Below are 12,833 nucleotides of genomic sequence, written 5' to 3' on the forward strand. Positions count from 1 at the left end.
GCCGGCTCATCCGCCGAGGCCCACGGCGCGCGCGAGGTCGACGATGGCCTGCGTGCGCGCGGCCTCCCGCACCGCCGCGCGACCGCCCGCGAACACCCACGACGTCGCCGACACCCCGTCGGGCGTCGCCACGCCGATGTGGACGGTGCCGACCCGCTGTCCGTCCGGCGACTCCGGGCCCGCGATGCCCGTGGTCGCGATGCCGACGTCCGCCGGCCGACCGTCGACGGCCATCGCGCGACGCACACCGTCCGCCATCTGCCGAGCCACCTCGGGGTGCACCGGGCCGTGCTCCGCGAGCAGCGCCGCATCGACACCCAGCAGCGACGCCTTCACGGCCGTGTCGTAGGCGACGACGCCGCCGCGAACGCTCGCCGAAGCGCCCGGAACGTCCACCAGCGTCGCCACGACGAGGCCTCCCGTCAGCGACTCGGCGACACCCACCGTCCATCCGCGGTCGCGGAGCGCGGCGAGCAGGGCGACGGGGTCGACCGTCGGGCTCATCGAACCGTCCGCGCGCCGCGCACCTGCGCCGCGATGTAGTCGATGCCGCTCGCGACCGTGAGGATCAGCACCGCCCACATCAGCACCGCGGTGCCGAGCGCCCACGGGAACAGGCCGATGATCCCCTGCAGCGGCAGGAGGGCCCAGCCGAGCGCCACACCCTGCACGGCGGTCTTGAGCTTGCCCATCCAGGCGGCGGCGACGTCGTGCTGCTTCACGATCGTGAAGCGATGGATCGTGATGCCCCACTCGCGGATCAGGATGATCACCACCATCCACCACGGCACCTCGTCCAGGATGGCCAGGCCCACGAACGCCGAGCCGGTGAGCAGCTTGTCGGCGATCGGATCCCAGAGCTTGCCGAAATCGCTGACGAGGTCGTACCGCCGCGCGAGGTAGCCGTCCACCCAGTCGGTCGAGATGCCGACGATGAAGATCACCGCCGCGGCGATGCGCAGGCCGAGGTCGGCGGACCCCAACCAGCCGCCCAGGAGCAGGAGGACGAAGAAGACGACGGCGAGCGGGATGCGGGCGATCGTGATCGCGTTCGGCAGCTGCCTCGGGATGGCCATCGCGGTCAGTCCCGGCCGGTCAGCTGCCAGGCGTCTTCGTCGCCCTCGTCGTCCTCGACCGGCCGGCCCTGGAACTGCGCCTCGATCGGGTCGTCGCCGTAACGGTCGTCGTCGCCGTAGCCGTCGTCGTCCGACGGCGCCGCGGCGGGCGCCTCGGATCCGGCGGCGGGAGCGGGAGCTGCGGCGGGAGCGGCGCCCGCCGGAGGCTCCTCGCCCTTGATCCGTGCGAGGACCCGCGGCAGCTGCTCGGGCGTGACCAGCACGTCACGGGCCTTGGAGCCCTCCGACGGCCCGACGACCTCGCGCGACTCGAGGAGGTCCATGAGGCGGCCCGCCTTCGCGAACCCCACACGCAGCTTGCGCTGCAGCATCGAGGTCGACCCGAACTGGCTCGTGACGACCAGCTCGGCGGCCGCGAGCAGCACCTCGAGGTCGTCGCCGATGTCCTCGTCGATCTCCTTCTTCTTGGACTCGATCGCCTCGGCGACGTCGGAGCGGTACTCCGGGCGCGCCTGCCCCGTGACGTGCCCCACGACGCGGTCGATCTCGTCCTCGGTGACCCAGGCGCCCTGCACGCGCAACGGCTTGGACGACCCCATGGGCGAGAACAGCGCGTCGCCCTGGCCGATCAGCTTGTCGGCACCGCCCTCGTCGAGGATCACGCGGCTGTCGGTGACGCTCGTCACCGCGAACGCGAGACGCGACGGGACGTTCGCCTTGATGAGGCCGGTGACGACGTTGACGGACGGGCGCTGTGTCGCGAGCACCAGATGGATGCCCGCGGCGCGCGCCAGCTGGGTGATGCGGACGATCGAGTCCTCGACGTCGCGCGGAGCGACCATCATCAGGTCGGCGAGCTCGTCGACCACGACCAGCAGATACGGGTACGGCTTGAGCACGCGCTCGCTGCCGACGGGCACCTCGACCTCGCCCTTGGCGAGCGCCGCGTTGAAGTCGTCGACATGGCGGAAGCCGAACGACGCCAGGTCGTCGTACCGCATGTCCATCTCCTTCACGACCCACTGCAGCGCCTCGGCGGCCTTCTTGGGGTTCGTGATGATGGGCGTGATCAGGTGCGGCACCCCGGCGTAGTTCGTCAGCTCCACGCGCTTCGGGTCGACCAGCACCATGCGCACCTCGCTGGGCTTCGCGCGCATCAGGATGCTCGTGATCATCGAGTTGATGAAGCTCGACTTTCCGGAGCCCGTGGAGCCCGCGACGAGAAGGTGCGGCATCTTGGCGAGGTTGGCGACGACGAACCCGCCGCCGACGTCCTTGCCCACGCCGACCGTGAGCGGATGGCTCGACTTCTGCGCGGCGGCCGAGCGCAGCACGTCGCCGAGCGCGACGGTCTCGCGGTCGGTGTTCGGGATCTCGATGCCGATCGCGCTCTTGCCCGGGATCGGCGCGAGGATGCGCACGTCGTTCGAGGCCACCGCGTACGAGATGTTGCTCTGCAGCTGCGTGATCCGCTCGACGCGGACGCCGGGGGCGAGCTCGATCTCGTACTGGGTCACCGTCGGGCCGCGCGAGAAGCCGGTCACCTTGGCCTCGACCTTGAACTCGGCCAGCACGCGCGTGAGCTGCTCGACGACGCGGTCGTTCGCCTCGCTGCGCGCCACCGAGGGCGGGCCGGCCGACAGCGATGCCGGCGACGGCAGCACGTACGGTGCCGACGGCGGCTGGGGGCCGCGCGCGCCGGGGCCGTCCGTGCCGAAGCCCAGCAGTCCGGGCAGCTCACCCGTGTCCGAGTCGTCGCCGTCCCCCACGAGGCCGGTCGAGCCGCCCTCGGCGAGCGAGCCCGTGACGCCGCTGATCGAGCTGAGCACCTGGGTCGCGGCGTCGCGCGGGTCCGGCTCGGGCTCGGCCACGACGATGGCCTTGTCGTATCCGCCGTCCGACTGCTCGGTCAGCAGCTCGGTGAGGTCCTGCGGCGAGTCGACGACGTCCGGATCCTCCTCGCGCCCCGACTTGTTGCGGCGCCACCACGGCACGTGGTCGTCCTGCTCGTCGGCGTCGAGCACCTCGGTGGGCGCCGTCTGGCCCTTCGCGGTCCCGTTCTCGCCCTCCTCCGCACGCTCGGCGCCGAACATCCAGGCGTAGAGCTCGCCCAGGCGACGGCCGATGCGGTTCGGCGGGGTCTTGGTGATGATCAGCACGCTGAGGGCCGCGACGAGCGACAGCAGCACGTACGCGCCGACGTCGCTGAGCAGCAGCGCCGTCGGCTCGCCGACCATCCAGCCGAGCAGGCCGCCCGCCTGGCTCAGCGCGGGCATCCCCTGATACGGCTCGGGGCGGAGACCGGCGATGTGGCAGAAGCCGGCGACCGTGATCGTGAGCAGCGCGAAGCCGATGCCGATGCGGCCGTTGTCGTGCACGGAGGACGGGTGACGGAACAGCCACCCCGCCAGCAGCAGCAGCGCCACCGGGAAGACGAAGGCCACGCGGCCGATCATGAGGCCGAACGAGTACGCGCTGATGTTCGCGGCGACCTCGTTGCCGATGAAGAACCACTCGGTGACGGCGCCGGCGACCGCCAGCAGCACGAGCAGCAGCGGGAAGCCGTCGCGGCGCTGATCCTTCTCGAGCGCCTCGGGCCCGAAGGCTCGGAAGAGCCCGCCGACGGCGTGCCCGAGACCGTTCCAGGCGCGCACCATCACCGGCGGGCGATCGGACTCCTCGAAGTAGGGCTTCGCGGCCGGCTCGGGCTTCTTGCGCGCGCGCGAGCTGCTCGCGGGCTCGGCCTTCGCGGCCGCGCGGCCCTTCCCGCCGGCGGGCTTGGCGCCGGAGGCCTTGGACGCGGTGGACGTGCGTGGCATGCCTCCACGGTACGTCCCCGCGCCGACATCGCGCGGGAGCGACGCCGGTGATCCCGCGGATCGACGGCCGGCCGCGCGCTCAGCCGAGCCGGAACCCGCCGTCGGAGGACAGCGTCTCGCCGACGACCCAGCGGCCTTCGTCGCTCGCCAGCCAGCCGATCAGCCGCGCGGGGTCGTCCGGGTGACCGAACCGGCCCAGCGGCATCGCCTCGCGCAGGGTGTCGAGCGCGTCGGGCCGATCCGAGGTCTCGGGATCGAGATAGCCGGTGTTGACGGGGCCGGGGTTGACCGTGTTCAGGAGGATGCCGCGGCGGACCAGTTCCGCGGCCACCGTCTGGGTGACGCCCGCGAGCGCCGCCTTGCGCGCGGCGTACGCGACCTCCCCGGGCATCGGGCCGTGCAGCTGACCGCTCGTCATCCAGATCGCTCGTCCTGTGGAGTGCTCGTCGCCGTCCCAGACGAACTGCTCGGCGAAGCGCCGCGTCATCAGCAGCGTCGCACGCGTGTTGACCCGCCAGTGACCGTCGAGCACGTCCGCCGACGCGTCCAGCAGCGATGCGTCGTGGCCCGCACGCGCGTGGTTGCACACCAGCACGTCGAGGCGACCCGTCAGGCGGCGCGCCTCGTCGACGACGTGCTCGGCCGCGCCGTCCTCGACGAGGTCGGCCGCGATGTCCGTCGAGCGCGCGCCGGGCACGAGGGCCTGCCCCAGCCCGCGGCGCACGGCGTCGACATCCGCGCCGCCCCACGGGAAGTCGGCGTCGTGCGGCGCGTGATGATGCACCACGACGTCGGCGCCGAGCAACGCGAGCCGCCGCGCCACCGCGAAGCCGATGCCCCGGGGCCGCGAGACGCCCGTCACCAGCGCGGTGCGCCCGCGGAGCGGCAGCGACGCCTCCTCCGACGCGGGGCGGACGGCCTCGTGATCCGGCATGGCGGCTCCTTCGCTGCGTTCGCGGCTCGCGCCCGGCGGCGCGGCGTGCGGGTCAGGCCTCGATGACGAGCGGGACGATCATCGGCCGGCGACGCAGCGACTGGTTCACCCAGCGACCGATCGTGCGGCGCACGGCCTGCGACAGCGCGTGGTTGTCGCGGACGCCCGACGCCGCGGCCTCTTCGAGCGCCCGGGCGATCTTCGGCTTGACCGCCTCGAACACCGAGTCGTCCTCGGCGATGCCGCGGGCGTGGATCTCCGGCCCCGTGATGACGCGACCCGTGGCCGCGTCCACCACGACGATGACGGACACGAAGCCCTCCTCGCCCAGCACACGACGGTCCTTGAGGTCGGCATCCGTGATCTCTCCGACGGTCGACCCGTCGACGTAGACGAAGCCGAGGTCGAGCTGACCGACGACCCGCGCGATGCCGTCCTTCAGGTCGACCACGCTGCCGTTCTCGCCGAGGATCGTGCGCTCCTCGGAGATCCCGGTGTTCTGCGCCAGCTTGGCGTTCGCCATCAGGTGGCGGTACTCGCCATGGACCGGCAGCACGTTGCGCGGCTGCAGGATGTTGTAGCAGTACAGCAGCTCGCCCGCGGCAGCGTGGCCCGAGACGTGCACCTTGGCGTTGGACTTGTGCACGACGTTGGCGCCGAGCTTCGTGAGACCGTCGATCACGCGGTAGATCGCGTTCTCGTTGCCCGGGATCTGGCTCGACGCCAGGATCACGGTGTCGCCCTCTCCGGGCTCGATCGCGTGGTCGAGGTTCGCCATGCGGCTGAGCACGGCCATCGGCTCGCCCTGCGATCCCGTCGACATGTAGACGATCTTGTCGTCCGGGATGTCCCGCGCCTTCTTGTAGTCGATCAGCACGTCGTTCGGGACGTTCAGATAGCCCAGGTCGGCGGCGATCGTCATGTTCCTGACCATGCTCCGGCCGAGCAGCGCCACGCGCCGCCCGTTGGCCGCCGCCGCGTCGAGCACCTGCTGCACGCGGTGCACGTGGCTGGAGAAGCTCGCCACGATGACGCGCCCCGTGGTCTTGGAGATCACCTGGTCGATGACGGGGCCGATCGCCCGCTCGGTCGGGGTGAAGCCGGGCACGTCCGCGTTGGTCGAGTCCGGCAGGAACAGGTCCACGCCCTCCTCGCCGAGCCGGGCGAACGCGCGCAGGTCGGTGATGCGGCCGTCGAGCGGCAGCTGGTCCATCTTGAAGTCGCCCGTGTGCAGCACCAGGCCGGCGGACGTGCGGATCGCGACGGCGAGAGCGTCCGGGATCGAGTGGTTGACCGCGACGAACTCGAGGTCGAACGGGCCGATGTCCCAGCTCTCGTCCTCCTTGACGACCGTCAGCACCGGCTTGATCCGGTGCTCCTTGAGCTTGGCCTCCACCAGGGCGAGGGTCAGCGCCGAGCCGATCAGGGGGATGTCCTGACGAAGCTTGAGCAGGTACGGGACGGCGCCGATGTGATCCTCGTGGCCGTGGGTCAGCACGACGCCCACGATGTCGTCGAGGCGTCCCTTGAGCGGCTCGAAGTCGGGCAGGATCAGGTCGACGCCCGGCTGGTGCTCCTCGGGGAAGAGCACGCCGCAGTCGACGATCAGGATCTGGCCGTCGAACTCGTACGTGGTCATGTTGCGGCCGACCTCGCCGAGACCGCCGAGCGGGGTGACGCGCAGGGCGCCCTTCTCGAGCGCGGGAGGGTCGTAGACCGGAGTGGACATGGTCCGCCTTTCGCGGGGCCTCTTGCGGCACCCGTGTTCGCCGGAGGCCCTCGGGCATCCGGCTGTCGTGTGTTGTTGTGCGGTGCGGCCTTCTCGGCCGCGGGAGAACGGTGGAGCGCGTCAGCGCGTGGTGCCGGGCACCTTGGGCAGGGCGCCGCCGGCGGCGGCGTTGCGGTCGGGACGGAAGTTCGAGAAGTCGACGCCCTCGACGTCCTTCACGAGCGCGAGCTCGTCCTCGATGATCGCGGCCTCCCACTCCTCCGGCCCCACGAGCGGCAGGCGCACGCGCGGGCTGGAGATGCGGCCGAGGCCGTGCAGCACGTACTTCGCCGACACCGTGCCGGGGACGTGCGTCATGACGGCGCGCACCAGCGGCTCGAGCTTCTTGTGCTGCGCGGTCGCGGCGGCGAGGTCGCCGCGGTTCACCGCGTCGACGATCAGCCGGTACGGCGCGGCCGCGATGTTCGCGGTGACGCCGATGAGCCCCGAGGCGCCGATCGCGAGGTGCGGCAGCACGTTCGCGTCGTCGCCCGAGAAGTACATCAGGTCGGTCTGGTTGAGCACGCGGCTCACCTCGCTGAAGTCGCCCTTGGCGTCCTTGATCGCCAGGATGTTCGGGTGCTTGGCGAGACGGAGGATGGTCTCGTACTTGATGGGCACGCCGGTGCGGCCGGGGATGTCGTACAGGATCACCGGCAGATCGGTGGAGTCGGCGACGAGCCGGAAGTGCGTCAGGATGCCGGCCTGGGTCGGCTTGTTGTAGTACGGCGTGACGATCATGATGCCGTCGGCGCCGGCCTTCTCGCTCTTCTGGTAGAGCTCGATCGCGTGCGCGGTCTCGTTCGATCCGCCGCCGGTGATGATCTTGGCGCGCCCCGCGGCGACGTCCTTGCCGACCTCGACGAGACGCAGCTTCTCGGGGTCGGTCAGCGTCGACGTCTCGCCCGTGGTGCCGGTGACGACGATGCCGTCGGCGCCGGAGGAGATGACGTCGTCGATGTGCTTCTCGACGGCGGGCCAGTCGACCTCGCCGTCGGCCGTCATCGGGGTGACGAGCGCGACGAGCACCTGTCCGAAGGGGTTGCCCGAGTGCGTCATGCCCCCAGGCTATCGCCCCGCGCGCCCCCCTCTCACCCGGGCGGGCGTCCACGACCAGCGAACACGCGCGCGTGGTCGTCGGACGGCGCGCTCGGTCGTCGGATCCGTGGTGCGGGCGTGACGGAGGTGCGGTGCAGCCGCTACAGCTGTCCCCTTCGTCCGGCGACAGGGCGCAGACTCCGACGACCGAGCGTCTCTCGGGCGCCGAGGATCGCCGCCTCGACCAAGTGCCACTCGTACATGACCTGCGCGTAGTCGAAGCGAAGCGGCAGGTAGCCGAGGGCGAGGGCCCGCGCGTCGCGCCCGAGGTCCTTGTGACGCGAGGAGCCGCCGTCGTGGTTCTCGCGGCCGTCGACCTCGAGGATGATCCGGCCGTCCAGGACGAAGTCGACCACGCCGACTCCGCGGATGGACACCTGGCTCTGCAGGACGATGCCGAGCTTGGCCAGTCGCAACCGCACGAGCGACTCGAGGCCGCTGTCGGCGTCGGGCCGTGCGAAGTCGACCAGGTACCGCATGCCGGCATCGAGGTTCTGTCGGATCCAGGTGCGAGCCGTTGCCGTCAGCTTGCCGAGCCGCCATGCCGACTCGTACGCGACGAAGAACGCCTCCGATCCTCGGCAGCGGGCGACCTGCACGAGGGCACGAGCGACCGAGACCACACCGGGCCTCGCGCGCCCCGTCTCCCAGTGCGCCACGCAGCGGCAGCCCGGATGCGCGTGCGCGCGCCCTCCCCGGCCGAGCCAGACATGGACCCCGGGGGCGTCGAGTACCCATATGCCGTGATGGCGCAGGGCGGAGACGCAGGCCAGCGCGCCCCCGTGCGTCGCGGCGGTGCGCACGTCGGCGCGGGCGGACGGCAGGGCGTACAGGCCCTCGCGCAGGCGCTCGATGTCGCGCTCGGCGCAGCAGCGGCGCAGGTCCGCCCGCGTCGCACCGGCTCGGATCAGCTCCGCTGCGCGCATGACGCCGCCTCGTCCGGCCATCCTGGCCGCGATCTCGTCGATGTACATGCCCCGAGCGTCGCCGCGCCGATGCCGGGGCGACGGTCCGATCCCCTGAGATGTGGGCGCCCTGCGCACGTCCCCGCGTTGTGGACGAGGAACGACGAGCGGACTCATCCGCGCAGTCGTCGGCCCACGCGCTCAGTCGTCGGATCCCTGGTGCGGACGCGACGGGAGAGGGCGCCTCAGGCTCAGTCGCACCGCGCGACCGACGACCGGGCGGAGCGTCCGACGGGGGTGACGGGCGACGGGCGCCCGGCGGCGCGGGTCAGGAGCGGCGCAGCACCTCGAAGCGGTACCGCGTGCCCGTGCGGCTGGTGTGCCACTCGTCGGGCGCCGCGGGGTCGGACCGCACGACGTGCCACGCGTCGTCGATCTCCGGCGCGTAGGCGTCGCCGTCCAGGTCGAGGTCGATGCGGGTCACCCACAGCTCGTCGAGCCGCGGCATCGCCTGCCGGTAGATCTCCGCGCCGCCGATCACCCAGGCCTCGTCGTCGAGCCGCGCGGCCTCGTCCAGCGCGGCGTCCAGAGAGTGGACGACCGTGGCGCCCGGCGCGTCGAAGGACGCGTCGCGCGTGACGACGATGTTCGGTCGGTCCGGCAGCGGCCGGAAGCGGTCGGGGAAGGACTGCCACGTGCGCCGCCCCATCAGCACCGGCGTCCCGGAGGTCGCGCGCTTGAAGAACGCCATGTCCTCCGGCACGTCCCACGGCATGCCGCCATCGGCGCCGATGACCCCCGTCCTCGCCTGCGCCCAGATCGCGCGGACCGGCATCAGACGGCCACGGCCGCGCGGATCGGCGGGTGGTGCTGGTAGTCATGCACCGCGAAGTCGTCGTACTCGTAGTCGAAGATCGACGCCGGCCTCCGGACGATCTCGAGGGTCGGGTACGGGTACGGGTCGCGGGTGAGCTGCTCGGCGACCTGATCGCGATGGTTGTCGTAGATGTGGCAGTCGCCGCCCGTCCACACGAACTCGCCCGGCTCCAGCCCGGCCTGCTGCGCCATCATGAGCGTCAGCAGCGAGTACGACGCGATGTTGAACGGCACACCGAGGAAGAGGTCGGCACTGCGCTGGTACAGCTGGCAGGAGAGCCGTCCGTCGGCGACGTAGAACTGGAACATCGCGTGGCACGGGGGCAGCGCCATGTTCGGGATGTCCGCGGGATTCCAGGCCGAGACGAGGATGCGACGCGAGTCGGGGTTCGTCCGCAGCAGGTCGACGGCCTGCTGGATCTGGTCGATCTGCCCGCCGTCGGGGGTCGGCCAGGAACGCCACTGCACGCCGTAGACCGGGCCCAGGTCGCCGTCCTCGTCGGCCCACTCGTCCCAGATCGTGACGCCGCGCTCCTGCAGCCAGGAGGCGTTCCCGTCCCCGCGGAGGAACCAGAGCAGCTCCAGCGCCACGGACTTGAAGTGCACCCGCTTGGTCGTGACCAGGGGGAAGCCCTGCGCGAGGTCGTACCGCAGCTGGCGGCCGAAGACGCTCGTCGTGCCGGTGCCCGTGCGGTCGTCCTTGTGGACGCCGGTCACGAGGACGTCGCGCAGCAGGTCCTCGTACGGGGTCGGAATCGTCTCGGTCACGGCATCCCCTTGCTCAAGATCCTGTCGCATGCTCGCGGCGTCCGCCGCCGCACCGGGCGGACGGGCGATCGCCTCGCGATCCAGGGTAGCCGCGCAGCCGCCCGTCAGGGCTCAGGCACGCGACGCACGCCGCGCCCGCCCACGGCAGGCGGCATCCGTGCCGCCGGGCAGTTCTGCCCCCGTTCACCGCATCGTCGGCATCCGGTGCGGCGGAGGTCACCGCCACGAACGACAGCGGGTCCAGCGTCGGGCGGGTGACGAACCTCCTCCGCCCGCGCCGCCGCCCCTCGCCGCCGGCCGCGCTCATCGCCCTCTCCGCCGCATCCGCACTGGTCGCGACCCTCGTGCCCGCCTCGGCGTCCGCCGACGTCGGGCGCGACTCCCACGACGGCCGAGACTCACGCGGCGAGCGCCCCGTGCGCACCGTCGTCCCGACGCTGGACGCCCGCGCGACGCTCTCGGCGGATCACCTGGCGCCCGGGCCGGCATCCGGCGCGGCCGCGACGCCCGCCAACGGCCGCACGGGTCCGTGGTGCGGGCAGGTGATCCCCGGGTTCTCCGCGATGGTCGAAGGCGGCGACGGCACGTTCTGGGCGCAGCCCGACAACGGCTTCGGCTCGCAGGAGAACTCGGCCGACTTCCTGCTGCGCAACTACCTGATCCGGCCGGACTGGGACACCGGGGAGGGCGGATCCGGTCGTATCGAGATCGAGTCGTACATCGAGTACAACGACCGCGACGGCGTCCTCGACTTCCCGATCGTGAACGAGGACACCGAGGAGCGCCTGCTGACGGGGGCCGACTTCGACATCGAGTCGATCGCCCGCGCGAAGGACGGCACGTTCTGGGTCGGCGAGGAGTTCGGGCCGTTCCTGCTGCACTTCGACGCCGACGGCACGCTGCTCGACGAGCCGTACCCACTGCCCGGCGCCACATCGCCGCAGAGCCCCTACCTGGAGGACGGCGAGCAGCCCACGGTCGCCTCGAGCCGCGGCTTCGAGGCCATGTCGGCGTCGGCGAACGGGCACTACCTCTACCCGGTGCTCGAGGGCGCCTTCGTCGACGATCCGGATCAGCGCCGGCGCGTGATCAACGAGTTCGACACCCGTTCGGGGCGCTACACCGGGCGCACGTGGTCGTATCAGACCGACCAGCCCGGCGACGTGATCGGCGACGCGTTCACGACGCGCGACGGCTCGATGCTGCTGATCGAGCGGGACGACCACGAGGGCGACCAGTCGGTGATCAAGCGCGTCTACCGGGTCGATCTCGACCGCCGGGCCGACGGCGAGGGCTTCCTGCACAAGGAGCTCGTGCTCGACGCCCTGCGGATCGACAACCCGCGCGGCATCGACGTCGGCGAGGGCTACGGTCTCGGCGAGACCTACTCGCTGCCGGTGCAGTCGTTCGAGACGGTGCTGCAGCTGAAGGACGGCCGGCTGCTCATCGGCAACGACAACAACTATCCCGCGGGCGACGCACGCGTCGCGGGCACCCCGGACGACACCGAGCTCGCGATCGTGGACCTGGAGCGCACGACGGCGCGGCCCGACGCCATCACGGTCGTGAGCCACCGCGGCGCGAGCGGCTACCGCCCCGAGCACACGCTCGCCGCGTACGAGACGGCGATCGCGCAGTGCGCGGAGTACATCGAGCCCGACGTCGTCTCGACCAAGGACGGCGTCCTCGTCGCGCGCCACGAGAACGAGATCGGCGGCACGACCGACGTGTCGGAGCGCCCCGAGTTCGCCGACCGGCGCACGACGAAGACGATCGACGGGGTGCAGGTCAGCGGATGGTTCACCGAGGACTTGACGCTCGCCGAGCTGCGGACGCTGCGGGCGAAGGAGCGGCTGCCGCAGGTGCGCCCGCAGAGCGCGGCGTTCGACGGCCTCTACCAGGTGCCGACGCTCGACGAGGTGCTGGACCTCGCCCGCCACTCGCGCACGTGCGACGGGCTGCCCGTCGGGGTGTACCCGGAGACCAAGCACCCGACGTACTTCGACGGCATCGGCCTGTCGCTCGAGCAGCCGCTGGTCGCCGAGCTGCGCCGCAACGGGCTCGACCGAGCCGACGCCCCGGTGATCCTGCAGAGCTTCGAGACGGGCAACCTGCGCGAACTGGACCGGCTGACGCGGGTGCGTCTGGCACAGCTCGTGAACGGCACGGGAGCCCCGTACGACCTCGTCGCCGCGGGCGATGACCGCACCTACGCCGACCTCGTCACGCCCGCGGGGCTGCGCGACATCGCGCGCTACGCGGACGGCCTCGGCGCCGAGAAGAACGTGATCATCCCCCGCGAGGCAGACGGCACGCTCGGCACGCCGACGAACGTGGTGCGCGACGCCCACCGCGCCGGCCTCGACGTGCACGCCTGGACGTTCCGCGTCGAGAACCAGTTCCTCGCCGCCGACTTCCGCTCGAGCGCGGATCCGAACGCGCCCGGCGACCTCTCCGGAGAGCTGCGCGCGTTCCTCGCGACCGGCATCGACGGCGTCTTCACCGACAACCCCGACATCGCCGTGGCGACGATCGAGGCGGACGCCCGCTGATCCCGCAGACCGGAGGGCCGCACCGGGACGACGGTGC

At 71.7% G+C, this 12,833-nt stretch carries 10 protein-coding genes; 1 reads left to right on the forward strand and 9 read right to left on the reverse strand.

The window, feature by feature from the left end:
* Nucleotides 1-6: 6 nt before the first annotated feature.
* The 9 genes from K5S26_RS15025 to K5S26_RS15065 all read right to left on the reverse strand — a co-directional run bounded on the left by K5S26_RS15025 (nt 7) and on the right by K5S26_RS15065 (nt 10,274).
* Nucleotides 7-504 carry a CinA family protein gene (locus K5S26_RS15025; RefSeq protein WP_221859658.1) on the reverse strand — a complete coding sequence of 166 codons (498 nt, stop codon included), beginning with the start codon at nt 502-504 and terminating at the stop codon, nt 7-9.
* Nucleotides 501-1,076 (reverse strand): CDP-diacylglycerol--glycerol-3-phosphate 3-phosphatidyltransferase, encoded by a 576-nt coding sequence (pgsA, locus tag K5S26_RS15030; protein WP_221859660.1) that lies wholly within the window; start codon nt 1,074-1,076, stop codon nt 501-503. Before pgsA ends, K5S26_RS15025 begins: the two co-directional genes overlap by 4 nt.
* Before the next feature lie 5 nt (nt 1,077-1,081).
* Nucleotides 1,082-3,895 (reverse strand): FtsK/SpoIIIE family DNA translocase, encoded by a 2,814-nt coding sequence (locus tag K5S26_RS15035; RefSeq protein WP_221859662.1) that lies wholly within the window; start codon nt 3,893-3,895, stop codon nt 1,082-1,084.
* Between the two features lie 79 nt (nt 3,896-3,974).
* Nucleotides 3,975-4,829 (reverse strand): SDR family oxidoreductase, encoded by an 855-nt coding sequence (locus tag K5S26_RS15040; protein WP_221859664.1) that lies wholly within the window; start codon nt 4,827-4,829, stop codon nt 3,975-3,977.
* Between the two features lie 52 nt (nt 4,830-4,881).
* A complete protein-coding gene (locus K5S26_RS15045; RefSeq protein ID WP_221859666.1) occupies nt 4,882-6,558 on the reverse strand; it encodes a ribonuclease J in 1,677 nt (558 codons plus the stop codon).
* Between the two features lie 120 nt (nt 6,559-6,678).
* Complete coding sequence (dapA, locus tag K5S26_RS15050) at nt 6,679-7,656, reverse strand: 4-hydroxy-tetrahydrodipicolinate synthase (RefSeq protein ID WP_221859668.1); 978 nt, start codon at nt 7,654-7,656, stop codon at nt 6,679-6,681.
* Between the two features lie 140 nt (nt 7,657-7,796).
* Entirely contained in the window at nt 7,797-8,669 is an 873-nt protein-coding gene (locus K5S26_RS15055) for a DUF559 domain-containing protein (RefSeq protein ID WP_246604084.1), read from the reverse strand.
* Nucleotides 8,670-8,928: 259 nt separating this feature from the next.
* Nucleotides 8,929-9,435 (reverse strand): dihydrofolate reductase, encoded by a 507-nt coding sequence (locus K5S26_RS15060; protein WP_221859670.1) that lies wholly within the window; start codon nt 9,433-9,435, stop codon nt 8,929-8,931.
* A complete protein-coding gene (locus K5S26_RS15065) occupies nt 9,435-10,274 on the reverse strand; it encodes a thymidylate synthase (protein WP_221859671.1) in 840 nt (279 codons plus the stop codon). The genes K5S26_RS15060 and K5S26_RS15065 overlap by 1 nt, the downstream gene beginning before the upstream one ends.
* Nucleotides 10,275-10,498: 224 nt before the next feature.
* On the opposite strand from K5S26_RS15065, the gene K5S26_RS15070 reads away from it, so the two are divergent.
* Nucleotides 10,499-12,796 (forward strand): esterase-like activity of phytase family protein, encoded by a 2,298-nt coding sequence (locus K5S26_RS15070; protein ID WP_221859673.1) that lies wholly within the window; start codon nt 10,499-10,501, stop codon nt 12,794-12,796.
* The last annotated feature ends 37 nt before the right edge of the window (nt 12,797-12,833 follow it).

The sequence above is a fragment of the Microbacterium marinilacus genome (assembly GCF_019753765.1).
In the GTDB taxonomy this organism is placed as follows: domain Bacteria; phylum Actinomycetota; class Actinomycetes; order Actinomycetales; family Microbacteriaceae; genus Microbacterium; species Microbacterium marinilacus.